This window comes from Rheinheimera sp. WS51, from assembly GCF_050936095.1.
GTDB lineage: Bacteria > Pseudomonadota > Gammaproteobacteria > Enterobacterales > Alteromonadaceae > Alishewanella.
In genome coordinates this window covers 617,080-639,341 of the sequence record NZ_JBOTRC010000001.1, presented here as the reverse complement: position 1 = coordinate 639,341, position 22,262 = coordinate 617,080, and the positions used below count along the sequence as shown (strand labels likewise).

At 40.7% G+C, this 22,262-nt stretch carries 20 protein-coding genes; 9 read left to right on the top strand and 11 right to left on the bottom strand.

Going from position 1 to position 22,262, the window contains the following annotated elements:
* Nucleotides 1-493: 493 nt before the first annotated feature.
* A complete protein-coding gene (gene dusA / locus ACRCA4_RS02975; protein WP_433183918.1) occupies nucleotides 494-1,510 on the bottom strand; it encodes a tRNA dihydrouridine(20/20a) synthase DusA in 1,017 nt (338 codons plus the stop codon).
* Between the two features lie 119 nt (nucleotides 1,511-1,629).
* Here dusA and ACRCA4_RS02970 point away from each other — a divergent pair, with 119 nt between their 5' ends.
* From ACRCA4_RS02970 to ACRCA4_RS02960, 3 genes are all read left to right on the top strand, one after another.
* Nucleotides 1,630-2,691, top strand: coding sequence for a site-specific integrase (locus ACRCA4_RS02970; RefSeq protein WP_433183915.1), 1,062 nt, complete (start codon nucleotides 1,630-1,632; stop codon nucleotides 2,689-2,691).
* A gap of 128 nt (nucleotides 2,692-2,819) precedes the next feature.
* Entirely contained in the window at nucleotides 2,820-4,064 is a 1,245-nt protein-coding gene (locus tag ACRCA4_RS02965; RefSeq protein WP_433183912.1) for a tyrosine-type recombinase/integrase, read from the top strand.
* Nucleotides 4,065-4,625: 561 nt separating this feature from the next.
* On the top strand, nucleotides 4,626-5,483 hold the full coding sequence (locus ACRCA4_RS02960) for a hypothetical protein (protein WP_433183910.1): 858 nt from the start codon (nucleotides 4,626-4,628) through the stop codon (nucleotides 5,481-5,483).
* Nucleotides 5,484-5,647: 164 nt separating this feature from the next.
* Here ACRCA4_RS02960 and ACRCA4_RS02955 read toward each other — a convergent pair whose 3' ends face one another.
* The 8 genes from ACRCA4_RS02955 to ACRCA4_RS02920 all read right to left on the bottom strand — a co-directional run bounded on the left by ACRCA4_RS02955 (nucleotide 5,648) and on the right by ACRCA4_RS02920 (nucleotide 16,013).
* Entirely contained in the window at nucleotides 5,648-7,090 is a 1,443-nt protein-coding gene (locus tag ACRCA4_RS02955; protein ID WP_004589456.1) for an IS1182 family transposase, read from the bottom strand.
* Between the two features lie 345 nt (nucleotides 7,091-7,435).
* On the bottom strand, nucleotides 7,436-10,636 hold the full coding sequence (locus ACRCA4_RS02950; RefSeq protein ID WP_433183907.1) for an efflux RND transporter permease subunit: 3,201 nt from the start codon (nucleotides 10,634-10,636) through the stop codon (nucleotides 7,436-7,438).
* Nucleotides 10,637-10,647: 11 nt separating this feature from the next.
* On the bottom strand, nucleotides 10,648-11,952 hold the full coding sequence (locus ACRCA4_RS02945; protein ID WP_433183904.1) for an efflux RND transporter periplasmic adaptor subunit: 1,305 nt from the start codon (nucleotides 11,950-11,952) through the stop codon (nucleotides 10,648-10,650).
* A gap of 63 nt (nucleotides 11,953-12,015) precedes the next feature.
* Nucleotides 12,016-13,233: a TolC family protein gene (locus tag ACRCA4_RS02940; RefSeq protein ID WP_433183901.1), complete on the bottom strand. Its 1,218-nt coding sequence runs from the start codon at nucleotides 13,231-13,233 to the stop codon at nucleotides 12,016-12,018.
* An 83-nt stretch (nucleotides 13,234-13,316) separates the two neighbouring features.
* Nucleotides 13,317-13,667 (bottom strand): hypothetical protein, encoded by a 351-nt coding sequence (locus ACRCA4_RS02935; protein ID WP_433183898.1) that lies wholly within the window; start codon nucleotides 13,665-13,667, stop codon nucleotides 13,317-13,319.
* Nucleotides 13,668-13,722: 55 nt separating this feature from the next.
* Nucleotides 13,723-14,625: a cation diffusion facilitator family transporter gene (locus tag ACRCA4_RS02930; RefSeq protein ID WP_004588886.1), complete on the bottom strand. Its 903-nt coding sequence runs from the start codon at nucleotides 14,623-14,625 to the stop codon at nucleotides 13,723-13,725.
* Nucleotides 14,612-15,343 carry a transglutaminase-like domain-containing protein gene (locus ACRCA4_RS02925; RefSeq protein WP_004588887.1) on the bottom strand — a complete coding sequence of 244 codons (732 nt, stop codon included), beginning with the start codon at nucleotides 15,341-15,343 and terminating at the stop codon, nucleotides 14,612-14,614. Before ACRCA4_RS02925 ends, ACRCA4_RS02930 begins: the two co-directional genes overlap by 14 nt.
* 55 nt (nucleotides 15,344-15,398) lie before the next feature.
* Nucleotides 15,399-16,013 carry a cation transporter gene (locus ACRCA4_RS02920; protein WP_004588888.1) on the bottom strand — a complete coding sequence of 205 codons (615 nt, stop codon included), beginning with the start codon at nucleotides 16,011-16,013 and terminating at the stop codon, nucleotides 15,399-15,401.
* A 77-nt stretch (nucleotides 16,014-16,090) separates the two neighbouring features.
* On the opposite strand from ACRCA4_RS02920, the gene ACRCA4_RS02915 reads away from it, so the two are divergent.
* The 6 genes from ACRCA4_RS02915 (at nucleotide 16,091) to tnpC (ending at nucleotide 20,000) form a co-directional block, all read left to right on the top strand.
* On the top strand, nucleotides 16,091-16,480 hold the full coding sequence (locus tag ACRCA4_RS02915) for a Cd(II)/Pb(II)-responsive transcriptional regulator (RefSeq protein WP_004588889.1): 390 nt from the start codon (nucleotides 16,091-16,093) through the stop codon (nucleotides 16,478-16,480).
* Between the two features lie 42 nt (nucleotides 16,481-16,522).
* Complete coding sequence (locus ACRCA4_RS02910) at nucleotides 16,523-16,900, top strand: MerR family transcriptional regulator (protein WP_004588890.1); 378 nt, start codon at nucleotides 16,523-16,525, stop codon at nucleotides 16,898-16,900.
* Between the two features lie 102 nt (nucleotides 16,901-17,002).
* Nucleotides 17,003-17,407 carry a MerC family mercury resistance protein gene (locus ACRCA4_RS02905; protein WP_433183889.1) on the top strand — a complete coding sequence of 135 codons (405 nt, stop codon included), beginning with the start codon at nucleotides 17,003-17,005 and terminating at the stop codon, nucleotides 17,405-17,407.
* 320 nt (nucleotides 17,408-17,727) lie between these two features.
* The gene (gene tnpA / locus ACRCA4_RS02900) at nucleotides 17,728-18,027 is read left to right on the top strand and encodes an IS66 family insertion sequence element accessory protein TnpA (RefSeq protein WP_433183886.1); all 300 of its coding nucleotides are present in this window, start codon (nucleotides 17,728-17,730) and stop codon (nucleotides 18,025-18,027) included.
* On the top strand, nucleotides 18,024-18,383 hold the full coding sequence (tnpB, locus tag ACRCA4_RS02895; RefSeq protein ID WP_433183884.1) for an IS66 family insertion sequence element accessory protein TnpB: 360 nt from the start codon (nucleotides 18,024-18,026) through the stop codon (nucleotides 18,381-18,383). Before tnpA ends, tnpB begins: the two co-directional genes overlap by 4 nt.
* A gap of 84 nt (nucleotides 18,384-18,467) precedes the next feature.
* Nucleotides 18,468-20,000, top strand: coding sequence for an IS66 family transposase (gene tnpC, locus ACRCA4_RS02890; RefSeq protein ID WP_433183881.1), 1,533 nt, complete (start codon nucleotides 18,468-18,470; stop codon nucleotides 19,998-20,000).
* 348 nt (nucleotides 20,001-20,348) lie between these two features.
* Here tnpC and ACRCA4_RS02885 read toward each other — a convergent pair whose 3' ends face one another.
* Both ACRCA4_RS02885 and ACRCA4_RS02880 read right to left on the bottom strand, forming a co-directional pair.
* Nucleotides 20,349-20,945, bottom strand: a complete 597-nt coding sequence (locus ACRCA4_RS02885; RefSeq protein WP_433183878.1) for a hypothetical protein — start codon at nucleotides 20,943-20,945, stop codon at nucleotides 20,349-20,351.
* A gap of 1 nt (nucleotide 20,946) precedes the next feature.
* Complete coding sequence (locus ACRCA4_RS02880; RefSeq protein ID WP_433183876.1) at nucleotides 20,947-22,206, bottom strand: hypothetical protein; 1,260 nt, start codon at nucleotides 22,204-22,206, stop codon at nucleotides 20,947-20,949.
* Nucleotides 22,207-22,262 lie beyond the last annotated feature (56 nt).

Here is a 22,262-nt window from a genome sequence, read left to right as displayed (position 1 = left end):
GCCCATACCAAACAAGACCAACATAAAACTACTGAAACTTAAAAACTCAAGTGCAATCCAATACACGGCTTATACCTTAATTTGGCCATTTTAACTTTTGGATAAGCGGTAACAGCACATTGATACCCTGATAAAAAAGTAATACTGGGATCATACTCAGCACAGGACTTAAGTAGATGAGTAATAACCAATTTTCTGAAAAAAACATGTCTATTTCTTCTGAAATAGTCGAGAAATAGTAGATTTATCGATTAACATCAGATTATTGCTAATCTGGCATAATCCGAGCAAAGCAGTTGATAGGGTAACTTTAGACGTATTCATAGTATGTTCCTTGAAATGATTAATCGACACTACGATCAAAGTATTTCAAGTGGCGTGCCAAGTGCAGAAATAAAAATAAGTTGTTGATTTTAATTTAGATTTAAAAACAAAAAGCCAATACTAAGTATTGGCCTTTTGCTGAAAAACTAATTTTTAGTTAAATAGACTATTAAATAGTGCAATCTTCAAACTGACTAACTTTACTTAATGCTTGTAGTAATAACTCTGGTGTAGCTGTTGCTAGATGGCCCTGTTCACTTAGCAAGCGTCGCCATTGCCGTGCACCTGGCATACCTTGAAATAAACCCAGCATATGCCTAGCAATATGCCAAAAACGCGCGCCTTGCTGCATTTGTTGTTCTATATAAGGGAGCATATCTAATACTGCTTGCTGCGGTGTGCTAACAAGGCTAGTGTCACCGTAGATAAGCTGATCAACTTGGCTAAGTAGCATAGGGTTAGTATAGGCCTCACGTCCTACCATAACACCATCCACAAAAGCTAAGTGCTGCTGGGCTTGCTCTAATGTTTTAATGCCACCGTTAATGCTGATATCCATCTGCGGAAAATCACGTTTAACCTGGTATACCCGCTCATAATTAAGCGGCGGTATATCTCGGTTTTCTTTTGGGCTTAAGCCTTTTAACCAAGCTTTACGGGCATGGATCACCAACTGCTGGCATTGAGCATCGGCCATGGCTTGAACAAAGTCTTGTAAAAACTGGTAATCATCTGAGTCATCAATACCAATTCGCGTTTTCACCGAAACTGGGATTGACACTTGATCCTGCATCGCTTTTACACAATCAGCTACCCGCTGCGGTTGAGCCATTAAACAGGCACCAAACATACCATTTTGCACCCTGTCAGATGGGCAACCAACATTAATGTTTATCGCATCATAACCTCGTTGTTCAGCTAACTTGGCACAATGGGCCATTTGGTCTGGATCAGAACCGCCAAGCTGTAAAACAACGGGTTGTTCTTCAAGGTTAAAATCAAGATAATCACCACTGCCATGAATCAAAGCACCCGTTGTGATCATTTCAGTATAAAGCACAGCCTGTTTTGACAATAAACGATGAAAATAACGGCAATGCTTATCGGTCCAATCCAACATTGGTGCGACAGAGAACCTGTGAGGCAAAATATTTGAACTAGTGTCTTGTATGCTATTGTTTTTCATTAATTTTAAAATAATCCGGTTAAATGACGTTTGTCATTTTTTTGCGTTTTTTGTGGGGAACAGCTCTCTTTTTTTCACCACAGGGGACTAAATTACGTCCCAAAAAACGGATAAAATCGATGGCAAATTATACCATAGCAAAACGTAAAACGGGTGGGCAGACTGTCTACGCAGTAAAAGTGAGAGAGAAAGAGCAGGGCGTTGTTATATTCTCCAGAGCAAAAACTTTTCACAGCAAAACTGCGGCTGTCGCCTGGGGCAAACATATGGTCAATAAAGTTGAATCCTGCCTGGATGAAACAGACCCCGATTTAGTAGACTGCACTCTAGGTGAACTCATTGATCGCTATATAGGTTTGAAAGATTCCTCAAACCGACCGGTTGGTCGTACTGCCAGGAATACACTGTTACTAATCAGGCGGTATCCAATAAGTCAGATGCTGGTAACTAAAATCAGACCAAAAGATGTGATCAGTTTTTGCATTGAACGTAAACAAAGCGCCAACCACCCTACTCCACAAACTATTTCCATTGATGTCAGCTGTTTGAGAAAAGTGCTAAAAGTGGCAAAATCCATTTTTGGCGTTAAAACCGATGACCGCTGCGTTATAGATGCCTATGCTGCACTACATGATCTAAAACTAATTGCCCGCTCAAACCGACGAGCTCGCCGACTAGAACATTCAGAACAATCTCAACTACTAGAGCAACTAAGGGCCAGCGAACATCACCACGCATCATTTTTACCTCTTGCAGATCTTTTCGAACTGTCCCTTATTACATGCTGTCGGATTGGCGAGTTATGTCAGCTTCGCTGGGCTGATTTAGATACTACTAATAAAGTAATTTTAATCCGAGATCGGAAAAGCCCCAATGGTTCAATTGGCAACAACTGCGTTCTACCTCTGCTGGGCAATGCGCTGGACATCATCAAGCGGCAGCCAAAACAAACTGATCTAATTTTCCCCTATAATTCACGCTCGGTTACAGCCGCATTCCGTAGAGTACGCAAGCGACTTGGAATCGATGACTTACGATATCATGATCTTCGCCGAGAGGGGGCTAGCCGGTTGATTGAGCAAGGCTTTTCAGTTGAAGAGGCCGCACGGGTAACAGGCCATAAAGATCTAAAAATCCTCTGGAACGTGTACGTGTCGATAAACCAGCACATATTCACCTGAAAGAGCGTCAACTAACACAGAGCTAAAAACCACGGACAAAGCGTGGCACCATTCACGCTTTGATCTAACTTTTAGAAAGAATATAAAAATCTATTAGCATTTACCTGTCCTACTAACAGGTGAACTTGATGGCTTACGCAAAAATTAAAACAGTAACAGCTCGTGGCAAAACCAGATACAAAGCAATCATCCGGCAAAAACATGCTGGAATAGAGCTTCCAGCCAAAGCTAAGACTTTCGACACAGAGTCAGATGCGCAGCAATTCATTAAAGAGAGTCTTGAAACATTAAATAATCATGTTTGTGCTGATAACAGCGAACAAATTATTTTTCAAAATTTCAAACCAAAAATAATATTTTCGAATGTGGCAGACGTTCTTAATTGGGGTTATGCAAATCGTCAATCAGCCGCAAACCCTTATAGCAGTTCTATGTTGTCCGCATGCAGACAGCCGTTAAAATACGATATTTCAAGAGTGCATCCATCTGAACTCTCTTACAAACATTTCATCAGCTACTGTCAAGACCGCGCTGCCAATGGAGCATCTCCCAGCACTATTAATACAGAAATTCAAATTATATCTGCTGCTCTAAAAGACGCAGCGGAAAAGCTTCCTGAGCAAGCTATATCAACGTTACATCTGGACACCTACATCAGAGATATGAAAAAAGCGGGGTACATATGTCAGTCAAGCAGACGTAAAAGCCGGTTTAAGCATGGCGAAGCTGATCGACTGTTTAACAAAGCAAAGCAGTTTGAAACCGAGCACATTGCCAATCTGCCCTACACTATTATTATTCAGCTACTTATCGAAACCTGCCTGAGACTGTCGGAGTTGTTCCATCTTAGGGTTAGTGATTTGGATTTTATTAACCAGACAATCAGAGTTTCCAATCTAAAATACACTAAGCGGTTAACACAAAAAAGTCCTTTCACAGCAAAAATGACAGACGCCGGAATGCAATTGTTCAAATCTTTGATTAGCCCAGATTTTACCGAGGACTCTCGGATTTTCTCAATAAAAGGCAAAACGTTTTCCAAGTATTTTGCCGAATTACGCACCGCCGCAGGTCTTGAGGATTTCAAACTGCACGACCTACGTAGGGAGGGCATTTCCCGTAAATTTGAGCAAGGTTTTAGCGTTGTGCACATAGCAAAATTGTTTACTGGCCATCAAGACCTGTCGACATTAACGGAAATTTATATCGAATTGGATGCGCAAAATGCCCTGCACAAAATTTCACCCCGCGGGCAGTCCGATATATCCAGCGAGGAAACTAAAAATTCCGTATTAAAGTATTTTTATCTCAATATAAAACCGCACATTTCTCAGAACGCCTTTGACGAAGTACTAGAAGCATTTTTAGCATAAAAATGCAAAAAAAGGCGCTAATGCAATTAGCCAACAAGTCGCGGAACGGCATAACCGCGATAGCGGTTTTGGCGTGCAGCAGGCGCACGTTCGGCTGGCCCGAACTACAGTGAATTTTGTTTTGCCCCCAGGCAAAATTGCATTAGACAATCGCCAGATTGCCGAGTGCAACCTAAGCCGTCGACAGACGGCAGAGTTTTTGTGGATGCGAAAAAAATGCGACAGCATTCGCAGAACGAAAACGGCGAAAATCGCTGTAGTACGGGGCATCGCCCCGAACGTGCGCCTTACAGTTTGGTACGCTAACGCTAACAGCGCGTAAAGGCAGGACGGCCTCGCGAGGCCAGGCATGACGTGCGTTCCAAGCTGTTTAGTTGGGTGATGAAATCGGCCAGCTAACATGCGAAGCATGACAGGTTGGCGATAATCATCGCCAATTTCATTGCCAGCAGGCTTCATCAGCATCTCGCGATGAAAATATTCATCAAACTGCGCGGAACTGAAAATTTCGCAGCCCCACTTTCTAGTTAGTTATGACCAATAACTAACGGAAAAAACACTATGAGTATAACCCCAGGAATTACTGAGCAGTACCAAAACTACTTTTCAATTGATATGTACTACAGCCATGGCACTAACAATAACCAAATAGGCAAAAGCCGACGTCGACTGACAATGATAGTTGTCAGTCGGTTTGGGCATACCAGTCCGCTGATCATCCGCTGGTTATATGGTATTTCTCAAGCCCAGGCGCTGGTACACCTGAACAAGCTTTGCCAGGAAGGGTTGCTAGACTTTACCCAGACACACCGCTCACCTGATGACAGAGTTTATGTGCTAACCAGGGCCGGTGCGCAATATGCCGAACAGCTTACCGGTGTGCAGTTACATTTTCGCTCGTCAGAACAGGTCTCGCAGCGGATTAATCTATCGAGCTTGTATCATGATCTGATAGTGCAATATGTCATCCTACGCGGTATTACCGGGCAGTATTTTCAAAACGGCGATAGTTTTGATGGCTGGAATTGTTTTGTTACTGATGCTGAATTTCGAAAAATAGCACGGAAATTTGACGTTCGCAGTGTCGACGCCATCGTACGTGAACCTAGTGGCACTCTTTGTGCGGTGGAGTTTGAGCATTCTTTTAAAAGCCCTGAGAGTCGTAAAGGTATTTTGCTGAAGTACGCACAAGGCCTTGAACTGGGCTGCTATGAAAAAATCATGTTCTTCTCGCAAAAAAAAGACATTTTAGCAGATGCCAAGCGCATAAATGAAGGCGCTATCGACTACCTGACGGCGCATACCAAGCCGAAGTCGAGTGCTGCATGGCTGACTGAGGAGGACGCGCAGCGGCTAAAAGCTGCTTTGGTATACCGGACGAAATTCTGTGATGAGCTGGCTGAGCGGTTTTATCGGTAATTGGTAAAAGATGTATGGCTTCATACTGACTGATTTGTGCCCAGACTGTGTGAAAACTAATTTTTAATAAATTGTCTTGGGAATGTTCTTAGTTTGAAACCATTTAAGATGGTTGCGATCGATTTTTTCTCAGTATCGCAATTTTCTCCGCGCGAGCGAAACTGCTATGGCAACGCTACTCTAATTGCTTTACTTAGGCCGTTAACTCCCATAATTGTTATCATTCTTCTGAAGTTGTAAGCTAGGACATGAAGACTTATTTCTGTCCCCACGCTTTTTAAACCTCGTGTTAGTAAGTGGGTAGCTCCCATCCAGAGTTTAATTGTGCCAAAGGGGTGCTCAACAGTTTGCTTGCGATGAAGCATCAATTCAGGTTCATTCTTTAGCTTTTGAAGCATTTCTTCTGTCAGAATCTCATGCACCCACCGCCTTATTCGCCTAGGGTCTTTTTTAGAGTTAGTGCACTGACTTCTTATTTTACAATCTCGACAAGCAATGTGATTGAAGTAAACATCAAGGTATTTACCTTGCTCAAATACCTGCATTCGATTTTGAAGTTCATTACCAGCGGGGCATAAGTAAATATCTTTATTTGCATCGTATTTGAAGAGTGAGCGGTTAAATATCCCTTTCTTTTCAGAGGACGATGTATCCGTCTTGGGCATGATTGGCTCTGCACCCAAATCGATAGTATCTTTTATATCGGGCTGACTGAAGTAACCTTTATCTGCTAATACCCTTATATCTTCCTTGCGCAATGCTTTTTGTGCGAGTTTTGTCATTGACGCAAGCTGGCCTCTATCTGGCACGTTGGTCACCTCATGCGCCACTATAAGGTGGTGCTTGGTATCAACCGCACTTTGCACGTTATAACTCACAACTCTTGTAAAACCTTGAGTTTTCATTAAACGTGAATCAGGATCAGTAGTGGATATTTGCTTGTCAGGATGAGCTTCAACTTGTTCTTTAATCTCGTGTAGTTTTTTTAACTGGCTGCGAAAGTCAGCTAGCCTATCTTTTGTGGCTTTAATTTTTGTGACGTTAGCTTGCTCTTTATCGGCTTCATCAAGTAATTCAAGGTAACGTTCAATATTCTTTTCGACTCGGTCGATGTGGAATTTAACTTTGCTTGGCGTAAAATTATTGCCTTTGTTGTTGCTAGCTTTAAACTTACTACCATCGATGGCAACAACTGGTTTCTCAAACATATTCAGACGACGGCAGACTTCAACAAACGTTTTGCACACATTTTTTATACCATCTCCGTTGTCTTTTCTAAAATCAGCAATCGTTTTAAAGTCGGGTGCCAACTTACCAAGTAGCCACATCAGTTCAATATTGCGTTGGCATTCGGTTTCTAATCGGCGGGATGATTGAATACGGTTGAGGTAACCATAAAGATACAGTTTTAATAATGTGGCTGGATGATACTTAGGGCGGCCTGTGGACTTTAAAGTTAACCCTTTAAACTCCAATTCAGCTAGATTTAGTTCCTCAATGAAAACATCAATCACTCTGACCGTATTATCTTCACTGACGTAGTCTTCCAACGATTCTGGAAATAACGTTGATTGGTCACGACTTTCACCGCTTATAAACTTTGACATACTGCCTCAACCCTCAACTGAATCAATAGTCTAATTATATAAATATCAGTATATTAAGTGAACTAAATGTATAGATTAATAGATCATAAGCAGAACATACTTAGACCAAAAGGTGATCAGAGTTTTCACACAGTCTGTGCCATAATCCGACCTTGAGACACATAGAGATTAAGACTGCAAAGATACGAAAGCGGAAGTTAGCTTTGGCCTGTTTAACGACAAATATTCCGACAAAGCAGTCATGACTATTAGTTTATTGTTAAATCTAATCTTTCTTTTCGTTCATCTACTCAATAACCCCACGCTAAACGTGACTTTAGCGTGGGGTTAGAGTTCACAGTAATTTTATCTGGATAGCTCTTTTATTTTTTTCTCTGAAAACCAGCGATATAAAACAGGTAAAACAAATAATGTTAACAGTGTTGCAGTTACCAAGCCGCCAACAATAACACTCGCTAATGGGCGCTGTATTTCTGCACCAACACCATTAGACATTAACATCGGTATCAAACCTAAAGCTGATGTTATAGCAGTCATAAGTACAGGTCTTAATCTTGAAGTAGCGCCTTCAAAAACGGCTTTAGATGCTTCTAGACCGTCTTTAATACGTTGGTTGATACTTTCTACCATAACGACCCCATTCAATACCGCTACACCAAATAAGGTAATAAAGCCAACGGAGCTTGGTACAGACAAGTATTGTCCAGATAAATATAAGGAGAAAACTCCGCCAATTACGGCTAGTGGCACATTCACTAAAATCAGCATAGCTTGACCAACAGAGCCAAAAGCAAAGTAAAGTAACAATGCAATTAGCGCTAAAGACAGAGGTACAACGATAGCTAGTCTGTTTTGAGCACGCTGCTGGCTTTCGAATTGGCCACCTATTGCTACCGAGTAGCCTGAAGGTAGGTCAACTTTCTCAGCAATAACTTTTCTGATGTCGGCTACTACACTGCCCATATCTCTATTCTGAACGTTTGCTTGAATAACGACACGCCTTTGAACATCATCACGCCTTACTTGAGGAGGACCTGATTCAAATGAAACAGTTGCAACATCACCTAAGCGTACCCAGGCACCTGTTGGTGACTGAATTCGAATATCTGAAATAGCTTCCTTATTTCGTCGATATTCTTCTTCAATACGCACATAAATATCATATCGCTCGTTACCATTGATGATTTGTCCAGCTTCGACCCCACCAATACCATCTCGTACAACTTCCATTATATCAACAACTGAAAGTCCAAAGCGCGATAGCTCTTGCCTATTAGGTTTTACGACAAGTTGGGCTTCACCTGCAATTTGCTCAAGCGCAACATCTCTTGCACCGTCAACACTCTTAATAACTGCTTCAATCTCTTGACCCTTAGCTGCTAAAACGTCTAACTCAGGACCAAATAACTTTATCGCTAACTGAGCTTTAACGCCAGATAGTAGCTCATCAACACGAGTCGCAATAGGTTGAGAAAAGTTGAGTAACAACCCAGGGAATTCTTCCAAAGATCTCTCCATCTTACCTTGAAGTTCATATCGATTAGATGCACTTGACCACTCAGAAACAGGCTTCAATCCTATGTAAATTTCTATGTTATTAACTGGCTCTGGATCTCCACCTATTTCTGCTCGTCCAATTCGGCTTAATGCATAGGTTACTTCAGGGAAAGCCATTAGTTTTTCTTCTAGAATTGGTGCCACAGTGAGCGCGGTATCTAAACTGGAAGAAGGTGCAAGCGTTGCTCTTAAGTTTATCGTCCCTTCTTCTAACTCAGGTACAAATTCAGTACCAATTAATGGAACTAATGCAAAGGCAGAGAAAACTAATATAAGTGCGGCTGAAATGACTAATTTGGTGCGTTTTAGTGCGAATGTAAGCCCTTTTCTGTAGAGTTTGTCTAATGGCCTAAGAACAAAGCTTTCCCTCTCTTTTACACCTGACTTAAATAAATAAGTAGCTAAAGCGGGTACAACAAACAACGCAACCACAATAGCAGATATAACAGCTAAAATGATGCTTATTGCCATAGGTTGAAATAACTTTGCCTCAACACCTTCAAAGCTAAATAAAGGCGTAAATACGACTAAAATAATAGAGGCTGCAAAAAAGACGGGACGAGCCACTTCTTTACCCGCATTTTGAAGACGTAATTTAATACCATGCTCATCTTGTTCTACATCATGTGGATCAGTATCAGCACTAGGCACTCTTTCTTTTACACTGTTTGAATGGGTAGAGTCTGGTCTATTTAAATGCTTAAACATGTTCTCAACCATCACGACTGAGCCATCAACTAGCATACCAATAGCGACAGCTATTCCGCCTAGCGACATTAAATTAGCAGATATCCCCCACCAAGCCATGATCATTAACGCAATACCAATAGAAATTGGAATTGAAATTAATACCAAGAAGGTTGCACGTAAATTCATTAAGAATAGAGCCAATACAATACAGATGAAAATAAATGCTAGTGAAAGTGCATCAACTACCGTATCAACGGCTTTTTCAATCAAATCAGCCTGATCATAAAATGGTTCAAAGCGAACACCTTTAGGTAATGCTTGATTAATCAATGGGATTCTTGCATTGATACCATCAATGGTAGCTTTAGTATTTGACCCCATGCGTTTTAATACAATACCAGAGACAACTTCACCTAAGTTCTCTACTTTACCATTGGGTGATTTTCGCGTCATAGTGACAGCACCTTGGCGAATTTCACTGCCCATTTCAACTTTAGCAATATCCGAAACCGTCACAACCGTCCCATCAACTGTTTTGACGGGAACTTGTTTGATATTACTAATACCAGCGTCACCACTTTCAAACCAACCTGTACCTCTAATAACAAGCTGCTCTTGCCCACGGTTCATATACCAGCCGCCAACATTCGCATTGTTGTTATCTAGGGCACCAACAACGTCTTCTTGCGTTAGGTTATAAGAAAGAAGCTTAGATGGATCTACATTTACTTGGTACTGCCTAACAATACCTCCAAAGGAGAGTACATCAGTAACACCATCGACAGGCATAACGAGTAACTTCACAATCCAATCGTTAAGACTTCGAAGCGCCATAGCATCATAGCCTGCATCTTTATCAGAAATAAGAAGGTACTGAAAAACTTGGCCCAGCCCTGAGGTGTTTGGCCCCATTTCGGGTGTCCCAACACCTTCAGGTATGAGTTCTTTTGCGGCTTGAAGACGCTCAAATACGAGTTGTCTTGCAAAGTAAATGTCGGTGCCTTCTTTGAAAACAACCGTTACGCCAGACAAACCTGTTTTAGAAATTGAGCGCACTTGTTCTACATCAGGTAAAGCATACATTACCGCTTCAATGGGGTACGTAATGAGTTGTTCAACTTCTTCAGCAGCCAGTCCTGGCGCTTCAGTATTCACAGCAACTTGAACATTAGTAACATCAGGAAAGGCATCTAAATTTAGTTTTGGAATAACCATAATTGCGCCAACCATGGTGGCAAACAGCGCAATCAAAATCAGGAGTCTATTATTAACAGACCAATCTATTATTTTATTAAACATAGTTTTGCCCCTTAGTGGTTATGCGGATCGAATCCGCCTTTAGCGATTTCAGACGCAACAAAAAATGCACCTTTGGTTACAATTCGCGTTCCACTATCAAGGCCAATGATTTCTCTAAAACCACCTAAGGCTCGGCCTAGTTCTACTTCTACAGCTTTAAATTCTCCAGGGTGGTCTTCGACAAATACGGTCCAATCACCATCGGCACTACGGATCAATGCTTCTTCTGGCACAGCCATCACTTTCTGCTTTGTGGCGAACTGAAAGTAAACTTTTACAAACATGCCTGAATGGAGGTTATCATCCGAATTTTCTACTCCTAATCTAATAATTCGAGTACGAGTAATAGGGTCAATTGTATGGGCTTCTTGGATAACTTTGGCATTGTAACTCTGGCCTTCTAATTTAAGTACCGCAGGAGAGTCAATTGATAAATTAAGCTTTTTATTTGGAGAAACTTTTGCTTCAACCCATAGTTGTTTTTCATCAGCTAGCAACATAACGGTATCCCCAGCATCAACACGTTGCCCTTGGATAAAGTCGTCTTGAAGTACCACTCCTTCACGCTGAGCAGTTAATGTATATTGCCCAAACGCTTTTATGTTTTTGTTAGAAATCCCATCTATCGCTTTTTCAGTTAATCCTAAAGCAATAAGCTTCCCATAGCTTGCATTGAATGTAGTTTCTGCTTGTAACAATCGACTTTCACTCACCGTCTTGTTACCCAGCTTTTTCACACGTTGCCATTCGGTTGAAGCGATTAAATAGTCAGCCTGTGCTTGTGCCATTGCTTCACTAAATAATGTAACCAACTTCTGACCTATTGCTACATGTTCGCCAAGCGCTGCATGGCGACTGATAATAACCGACTCTGTACGTGGTGATACCACATAACTTTTATAGCCATTAGCTTTTATTTCGCCAGGTGCATACACGGTGCTAAATTGATATTCAGGCTTAACACTTTCCACTTTGATGTTAGCAAGCGACATCTTCTTTGGATCAATAGTGATACCTTCTTCATGCTCTTCTTCCTCTTTATTATCACCTTCATGGCCGTGCTCGTCATGGTCACCTTTATCTTCTTCATGTCCTTTTTCGTGTTCATGCTCGTCATGGTCATCTTTTTCTTCTTCATGTCCCTTTTCATGATCGTCATGATCATCTTCATGTTCTTTTACATCTTGCTTCAAAACCTTTGCGACAGAACCAGTACCATCTGATGACTGTGCAAAAGCATCATGATTTGTAGTAAGCCCTAATAACAGGCTGCTAATTACTACGGCTAATAATTTTTTACTAAATATTGTATTCATTTTTGTAACCTATATTTTTGATAAATTTAAGATTTCGTTTTTCGTAACTGAAAAAGTAAACGTTTAAATCTCAAATTTTGATAACTGACCCATACTTAAAACGAAGGATATTTCTGCAAGCTTGAATTGATTTTCCAAACGAATTCCTGCATGAAGTCCTTCCGCACGTTGATTTAATACAAGTAAGTAATCAGACGTATTAATGTCACCAGCTTCCCAGCGCTTATTTAATAAATTTGCGCTACTTTCTAATCTGCCTTCTGTGAGTTTTCGCCATTGCTCAAAGTATTTTTTACTGACATTAAGCGATTCATAATTAGCTTTTGCTTCAAAAGACTGCTTTCGATAAACCGAGCGAAAGTTGGCTTCTGCTGCGATTGCTTCTGAATAAGCGGCTTTAACCGTATCTGAATAGTTATTCCTGATGTTTAAAGGAACTGAGAAAGTCAAACCAACCAAGTCTTCATCTCCACTTCTCCCTGCGCTAATTCCAATGGTTGGATTAGCTTTAGATTCCATAGTGGTTAGCTGAGCCTTAGATTGTTGTCCCTTCCATTGCGCTCTAGCGAGTTTAACTTTTGGATGATCCTCAACCCACTGGGAGTTAAATGAATAGCTTGTTGCCCCAAAAGTAAATGAAAACAAATTGGTAGTATTAGGCGTCCAATCAGGCAATAACTCCTGAACCTTTACCTCTGCATTTTTCAATGCTATTTGCGACTCAGATATTTCACTGAAAACTTGGGACAAGTTTAAATAAACCAGTTCAGCGTCAAGTGGCTCTAAAAGTCCGGCTTTTCGCTTATCTTCAACAATTCCAACGAGTGTTTGTAATTGATTTTCTCTTTCTGAAAGTAACTGAGCAGCTTCTTTTGCTGCTTGCCAATTAACTAATGCAGTTAAAGCGTTAGCCTTTTTAGAATCGAGTAAAGATAACAATTGTTGCTGGTTTACATAAACATCAATTTCACCAATGCTTTTATTTGCTGATTGCTTATCCCAAAAATCTATCGTTTGACTGATACCAATAGAGTAATTATCAAAATCACCTTCTTTTTCATAACTAGCTTCTAGCTCTGGGTTATAAACGGCTTGAGTTAAACCTTTGGCTCTATGACTACTTGCATTGAGTAACTCTTTCGCTGCTATAACTTCGGGATCTTTATTTATTTGACTATCAAGCCATGAAATATTTTTCTCTTTGCCATAACTGGCAGCTGAAAAACTCACAGCCATACATAATGACAGGACTAAACCTGTATTTTTTAAATATATATACATAAAAATTCTTAATTTTAAAATTAATAAACACGAACCCTTTATCCATTATTAAAGGATAAATAGGTCATTAAAAATTAATCTAATTAAGAAATAGGCGGACGAAGTATAGCTTCAAGAAAGGTACTTGTTTGATCAATTTGATAAGGCGTTTTATTGATAATATTTAGCTTACCATCGACATTGGAATTACTGACTAAAATCCAAGATAAGTGGCTGCCACTGCAATGTCCGCAGTGATGACAATCTTTTTCATTATGCTGCTCATCACCTACATTATCATTTGAGACATTTCGATCATCTGCATGATCATGTTGAATTTGAAGGTGCTCTATATCTATTTGGTGATTCTCAGGTGTTGCGGATACAACAGCAGTTAACGATTGCAAAACAATCGAAACGACTAATAGTATTTTTAACGCAACATTGAATTTCAAAATAAACACCTACTTAAATATGAAAAATTATAATATCAAAAAAAGGTTTTCTAAACTAGCCATGCGCATGTTTTTCATGCTCGTCACGGCAAGTTTCTTGAGGAAACTCAAACTCAATGGTTGTATGAGATAAATTATAAGAAGAAAGTTCCTTAGCCACTTGTTGTTTTAGCCTAATTAATTTATCAACCTCAAAGTTATGGGCTAACTCTAGGTGAGCAGTTAATACGTGACTTTCCCCGTCTAATGACCAAAAGTGCATATGATGAATCCCATTAATTTCAGGTATAGCCTTTATCGCTTTTTCAATATTATTCTGCACTTCTTCATCAGGTGTAGCTTGAAGAAATAGTGCCAATGTTGTTTTCAGGTTTTTCAAAACGTTAAACAATATAAACAGTGTAAAGCCTATAGAAAGCAAAGGATCTAATATTGGTAGATCTACAAAAAGCAGCACGATAGAAACAATTAGGACTGCAACCCAGCCAAGTACGTCTTCAAGCAAATGCCACGTAAGTACTTTTTCGTTCAGCGTTTTACCCGCTTTTAGTTTAAATACTGCATACCCATTAACAGCAACCCCAAGTAATGCAAGACCCAACATTCCTTCAGCCATTGGCATTTCAGGATTAGATAATCTTGGTATTGCTTCAAATAGCACCCAGACAGAACCAATAACTAATACAATACTGTTAATTAATGCGCCAAACAGGGTAAGACGACGATAGCCATAGCTAAATCTATCGGATGCTTCTTTATCCGAGAAACGACTCAGTATCCAAGCGAATCCTATAGATAAACTGTCACCCAGGTCATGTACAGCATCAGCCATAATAGCGGTACTGTTGGTTAGCCAACCACCAATAAATTCGATAATAGTAAATGAAACATTAAGGAAAAATGTCCAACCTATACGGTCGTCTTTTCCATGCGAATGGCTATGGCTATGATTGTGCATTTTCCACCTCAAGAACTTTTAAATTTCTTACATTGACTACGTTAAAATTGATAAAGTGACGGATCACTCGTTGATACATCCAACGTTTGATTCCTGATAAGTTAGTTCCTTTTTCGAGATAAAACTCATCAGGGGAATTATAAACACCAAAATCATCATGAATACCTTCTTTTTGTATATAGGTATCTTGACCACGCCAATCTGTATCTGGCGAAGAGAAACACTTTGTTGCAACACCATAACCACAAAATTCGTTTTTTATTTGACTAAATTTGTGCTGTAGTGAACTTAAATATTGTTCATCTAATATAAAGCCTTCTAAGTTTATCCAACGATCCTTGAAATAAACTTCAATCCAACTATGAATGATATATTTAGGTGCTAACCAAAATACATAAGTTGGAATAGCTCCTTTTTGTAATCGCTGCTCAATAGTAAAGCCGTGAAAACGACATTGAATACCTAATCCTCGTAACAAAGCCATCAGCAAGTTACCCTTGGTATTGCATTGTCCGTAACCATCGGCTAAAACACTGCTTGCTGAAATATCATCACTCTCATTGTAACCAAATAATATTTCATCTTTAACAAATTGGTAGGCTGCACCAATTTTGTTGAAGTCATCGAGTTCTTGCCAATTACGCTCAGAAATTAATGATTGAATTGTAGAGTGTTCAAAATTTACTATCTTGGTTTTTTCTAGATATTTGCTATTCATTGATGTTTCCTTACTTTGAACAACCAAAGGTTGATTGTTTATCTTCATTTGGTGTTTAACGTGTTTTCTCAGCAACAGCTAATTCTTGTTTAGCATCGCTTAGTATTCGGTAAGCGCCTCGAAGAATTAACATTGAAATGATGCTACCAATGACGATATCAGGCCAACGCTGTTTCAGCACCATAACGAGTATGCCTGCGATAACGACACCAAGATTTGCAATTACATCATTCGCTGAAAATATCCAGCTAGCTCTCATATGTACTTCATCGTTGTTGTGCTTTCGAATAAGGATGAGACAAATCACATTTGCAACTAAAGCAACCATGCCTACGCCAATCATAAACCAAGAGTGAGGCTCACTTTCACCATACAGCCTTCTAGCAATATCCATTAGAATTAGCACGCCTAACCCCAGTTGGAAATAGCCACTCACTAAAGCAGCATTAGCCTTATGTTGGATTGACTTTCCCACCGCGTATAGTGCAATTGCATAGACGATTGCATCCGCTAGCATGTCTAACGAATCTGCAATTAAAGCCGTTGATTCTGATAACCAACCAAAGCCAATTTCAAAAACAAACATCGAGGCATTGATAGCCAGAAGCCAATAAAGCACCGTTTTTTGCTGGTTATCTTTTAGCTCAACTTCACACCCACAATCGCTCATTTTCATCTCCGATTAACTTGTATGCTCTAACTATAAATCCTATAGTGACTATAGGGTCAAGTTTATTTGGAAATTTTATGAAAATTGGTGAGTTATCGAAAACATCGGGGTATTCAGTACAAACCATCCGATATTATGAAAAGGAGGGCTTGCTGTCAGATCCTGATCGCACTGAAGGGAATTTCAGGTTGTATTCTAATAAGGCATTTAAAGAGCTAGAGTTCGTAAAGCATTGTCGAAGTTTAGATATTCCGCTTAATGATATTAAGCGACTCATTGAATTAAAAAACAAGCCAGAGGAGAGTTGCTCTAGTGTAAATGCATTAATTGATCGGCAACTAACTTTAGTTAATCAACGAATGAAGGAATTGAATGCACTCAAAAAAGAGTTAAAACTAATGGCAAGCTCTTGCGGGTCTGACGGTACAATTGAAGTCTGTGGCATTATCAAGTCATTAGATAGTTGAACTAAATATAACTTTAGATTAGTAGTATTCACAAAGGCAATAATGAAAACCATTGGCAAATTAGCACAATCATTAAATTTAAATGTAGAAACCATTCGTTTTTATGAACGAGAAGGACTGATTACACAACCTGAAAAACCAATATCTGGTTATAGACAATATGACGAATCAATAGCAGGACAACTTAGGTTTATCACAAAAGCCAAAGCGCTCGGCTTTACGTTAAGAGAAATAAAATCGCTAATGTCTATGGACAGCAACTGCGCTCAAGTTGAGCTATTAAACCGACAAAAGTTAGCAATCATTCGAGACAAAATTAATGACCTTCAACGTTTAGAGAAAGTAATTGTGGGTATGACAAATACCTGTATGCAAAACGAAGATCCAACACATTGCCCCATAATTGACTCATTAAAATGATTGACTCCGTACTTGTATACGGAGTTTAGAATGATGGTAATATCAACCAATAGACTTTCAAATGATAAATAAAATATTAGACAGAGTAGGCTCTAGTGGCGTTTGGCTAGCGGCACGGCCTGCCTCCCTGCATTAAGGTCACTTGCATCGGCATTAGGACTAGGCTTCTTCTCTCACTTCGAAGGAATAGCTGTAAATACGCTTTTACCTATTTTTGCATCTTTGGAACTATTGGTAAACTTATACAACTGGCACAAAAATAAAAACCATACCAGAGCTGTCTTCAGCATTCTAGGGCCTGTAGCAGTGCTATTAACGCTTTATCCTCTTTGGCTATATGATTGGAGCACATACCTATTTTACTTTGGTATTTGCTTAATGGTCGTTATGTCGGTTTTGGATATCGTAAAACCAGTAAGGGAGCAAACATGCAACGTATGGCTAATTGCCGTCGTTGAAACGATTAACGGTCAATGTCTGCTTTTCGCTCATAGCAGTCGGATATAAGACTGCTGAATTGTATATTTTGAATTCTAGACCTTACGGCACTAGGCTCTTTTCAAAAATATAAACTGGTCGAATTCGACCAGTTTAGTTTAGTGAGGTGGGTCATAATTTCACATATAAATGCCGCTATTTCCTGTCTTCATTATCGGCATGTGGTCGTTCGGTTGAGTGAACGCTATCAGCTGTTAACAGCGCGCTGCACTCTGACCAAGATTGATCTATTGGATAAATCACAAGGGTGTAAGCGTCTAGCAAAGTGCACCTACCAGTAACTCATCAAATCTCTTAGGCTATTTCCTCGTTTCAATGAGGAGATAACCATGAAAAAATCACGTAGCCTTGCGCAGTGGCGCAACATTATCGAAGAGCAACAAGCTAGCGGGTTAACGGTCGCTGAGTATTGCCAACAACATGCTTTATCAAAAAAGACTTTTTATGCCACAAAAAATAAACTGAGTGCGTCATCGGGTCATTTTATTCGTGCCAAAATCACCAAACAAATCGACGTTATCGAGCGGCAACAGCCGTTCACTCTTGCGATTGGCAATGTAACACTTAGCTTGCCGACAACAACCTCCGCCACCTTCCTAAGTCAATTACTACGCGAGCTTGCCGAATGAAAATGTTCGTTCAACCCGACAGCATTTACTTGCACCGCGATGTTGTGGACTTTCGAAAGTCTATTGATGGCCTTGTTGCTATCGTTGAAAGCGAGTTAAAACGTGATGCCTATACTGGCGCATTATTTTTATTTTGCAATAAAACCAAAGACAAGCTCAAGTTAGTGTACTGGGATAAAACAGGTTTTGCTTTATGGTACAAACGATTAGAAAAGCATAAGTTCAAATGGCCCAGTCAATTAGATACGCTGGAGTTTGAGCTTACCGAGCAACAACTTATTGGGTTATTATCCGGTTATGATGTGCTTGGCCATCAAGCATTGCGTTATCAGTCTGATCTAGAAGAGTGTGAATGACGAGTCAACGATCATTGCCACCACGCCAGTAATTATCTGCTCTGCCAGCAAGAAAATAATCGTAAACTCTGCTAAATTGTGGCCATGAAAATTGATGCCCACTCATTACCTGACGACCCAGAGCAACTCAAGCGTATGCTGCTTGAGCTGCACCTTGTTGTGGCAAAAAAAGACGAAGAATTGGCTAAGAAAGACGCACAAATTCATGAGCTACTTGCAGCCTACAACGCCAAGCTTGCCAAAGAATACGCCAAGAAATCAGAAAAAATGCCAGGTGCGGGTGAGGTCTTCAATGAAGCGGAAGAAACGCTAGATGAACATGATAAAGCGCTATTAGCGGCGTCTGCCGCAGTAAAAAAAGACAAAGCCATCCCTAAACGCACGGCACTGCCAAAGCAGTTGCCCAGAGTTAACGTGGTTGTTGACCTAGATGACAGTGACAAAGTGTGTGATTGCTGTCAAAGTCCCTTGCACAAAATGGGTGAAAGCAGCAGTGAAGCCTTAGAGTTTGTGCCCGCGCATATCAAAGTGATAAAAACTATTCGCCCAAAATATACCTGCCGGCACTGTGAGCGTGAAGGTATTGAAAGTGTGATAAAAACCGCCCCGATGCCCGCAGCACCCATTGCAAAAAGTATTGCCACGCCCAGTTTGCTAAGCCAAATAATCACCTGTAAATACCAGTTTGGCTTACCGCTTTATCGCCAAGAAACACTGTTTGCTAACATCGAAATTGAGTTGAGCAGGCAAACCATGTCCAGCTGGATGATACGTTGTGCACAACTGTTGTCACCCTTGTATCAACGCTTAAAAGAGGTGCTGTTATCTCAAGCGGTTATTCATGGTGATGAAACCCCGTTAAAGGTAATTAACGCGGATAAAGCAACAAGCTATATGTGGGTGTATTGTTGTGGTGATGATAAGGAAGGTAAAGGCCGCAATATTGTATTATTTGACTACAACAATAGCCGAGCAGGCCAATGTGCTGTTGATTTTCTTGCAGGTTACCAAGGGTATCTGCAGGTTGATGGTTATAAAGCTTACGAGCAAACGCAGGCAACACTGGTTGCGTGTCTTGCGCATATACGCCGGAAATTCATCGAAGCCAAAGGAGATAATAAGAAAACGGGTAAAGCGGACGTAGTACTAAACCTCATCGGCAAGCTGTACGGCATTGAGCAAGCCATTAAAGATAAAACGGTTGAAGAAAAATTCAACGTTAGGCAGCAAAAAGCCAAGCCGATAGTGGATGAATTGTATCAGTGGCTGATAAAGCATCAAGACAACATGCCACCGAAAATACCGCTGGGTAAAGCCATTAGCTATGGGATAAATCAGTTTGAAAAGTTCCGGCGTTACCTAGAAGATGGCAGGCTCAGTATTGATAACAACTGCGCCGAGCGAGCAATAAAACCGTTTGTAATAGGTCGAAAAAACTGGTTGTTCTCAAACACCAGCAGAGGCGCCCATGCCAGTGCCACACTGTATAGTCTTGTTGAAACTGCAAAAGCCAACGATATTATGGTGCATGACTATATCTCAATGTGCTTGCAACACCTTACTAAGAAGCCTGATAATATTGACATGCTTCTACCATGGAATATTAAACAGGGCTAGGTGCAGTTAGCTAGACGCTTACAGAATAGGCTCACTAGGTACAGGGTTATTAAGTTCCTTTGCGTGCTCCACGTAATTGCGGCCAACACAAACCACTTTTCCCAGAGCTAAATCCAACGTCTGTCCATTTATATTTTTGTGATGATAATTCATAGCGTGTTCCAAAATTTTTGAAAAGTAGTTAACGGCACGTCAAACTAGGTGCCGTATTGCTGAAAGTAGCCATCAATTAACTCTTGGTTAACGACGTGCCGTGCCTTTCCACCACCAATAACACCGAGGGCGTTTAATGCTGCTTTTCTACGCATTTCAATGCCTGCAGCTTGAGAGTAGTAAGACGAATGAGGATTAATAAACAGTCGTTCTGATACGCCAATTACCAATTTCAGTAATTTCAAAATGCTCTGGCATCGGCATCCCCTCTTTTACCATTAACTCGTCAACCTCTGCTTCAGTGCGCTGCGAGTGAGATGAAGGAAAACGCAAGTCATCTCTTATGCGGCTATTCCAACCTCGTCCTGGACCAATGTCAGGGTTATACACTGGTGCATTATAGTAATCATCGTATTCCCAGTCGATATAACGACCTAATAACGCCAGATTATGTCGTTCAATCTTCTGACCTTGAACAACAGTCTTTAGTTTGATACTCAATTCTAGGTAGGCCAACGGCTGGCCTGCAGTTTTAATAAAAGAACCACCATACCAATAGCTTTGCACATTCAACAGCAAGTAAGGCAATGCTCTTTCCTGCCACTTACTTTGTTCCAGTAGTTCAGGTGCCAGATATGGCGCATGCTCGGGCCAGTTATTTGGATTAACCACTGGCGCACAAAACTCCAACACATCTTGCTCTAACTGGATACGATGCCCAATAAATTTAAGCGCATTAGGCCCCCCTTTAAAACCACGGCCTAGTAATCTGTTTAACATATTTAGGCTCATATTAGCGCTCCACTATAGGATTAACTAACTGTTTACCACTACGTTTGACTTTGGCTATGCGTAGGTTATAAACCTGCTTTACCATCGCTGCTTTTAAAGGCCGGCCGGCATTTTTTAATTGCTGTTGATAACTGCGCAGCCCCAAATAAGGTAAACTATGCGGACTAGTTAACGGTGTACCGCCAACAACAGAGCAGAACATACTAATACTGCGCAATAATCCACTGGGACTTAAGTTATTGGCCCCCGCAAGATTGGGTACTGCATCAAACGGGTTGGCGCGATTTTTTATTATTTTCACCCCCACAGCTTGCGCTACATCACGCAATTTAACCATATTAGCCCCGCCGACATGCACTACCACTTGGTGTTTATCCAACATAATGCCCTGTGCTCGGCATTGCTGCAAAGCGCGAATAAAAATTATTGCCCCTTGACTGTGTACCAGCCATTGTGTGGGTTTCCCCTGAGCTTGCCGTTGACGCAAGGCACTGGCTAAATGCAGAGCATTATGGCTGGGCGCGGCTTCAGGCCTTTTATCCCACCAGCATTCTAGCAAGTCGAGCAAAAAACCCTCGGTTGGGTTATGCACTAGAGTGTAAGCCGGCATAGCAGCCTTAGGATAGGCCACATCTAAATGTGCCCCCATTAACCAAGCTGCTTTTTGAACCTCATTTAACATACCATTTACCGCAGCATAGTCGGTACCTATGGTATAAACATCTTTGCGATCAAGTGACCATGCCCCCTCCATCCCCTCCACTACTCCGGCGGTCTGAGCTTGCCTGTAAGGTAACGCGTCTAGAGTCCTGTTTACCTGATACAATATAGTGCGCTCATTTTTAGGCGACTGTTGTGGTCCTTTCAGTTCCCTATCGTGATAGATATCATGAATAACGATATGCTGGCTAGCTTCGCGCTGATAGCTGATTAGGTAATGATATTGCTTAAACGGATAACGGCTTTTGATTAAACGCCGCGTAGCATCACGCCACCATCCTGCGCTTTGCTCTGGTTGACTGTCATTGCACAATTCAGCAATTTCTTGCCATACATGCTTAACATCAACATCGTTTAATACTTCTAGCATACCCAGAGCCTGATCGGTAAAAATAAGCCGGTGTTGTATAGGCAATATGCTGCCTTTACCTATACCAGCGCTGGCTAACCTCTGTTGCAACGCTTCAGCTTGCACAAGTGGGTAACGGGTAATGCTTGGCGGGTAATCTCCTGATAACTCATTTAGCAGTATCCTTTGCATAATTTAACCGCAATAAAATATCAAAAAACCTAAAACAAACAAATAAAAAACATTAC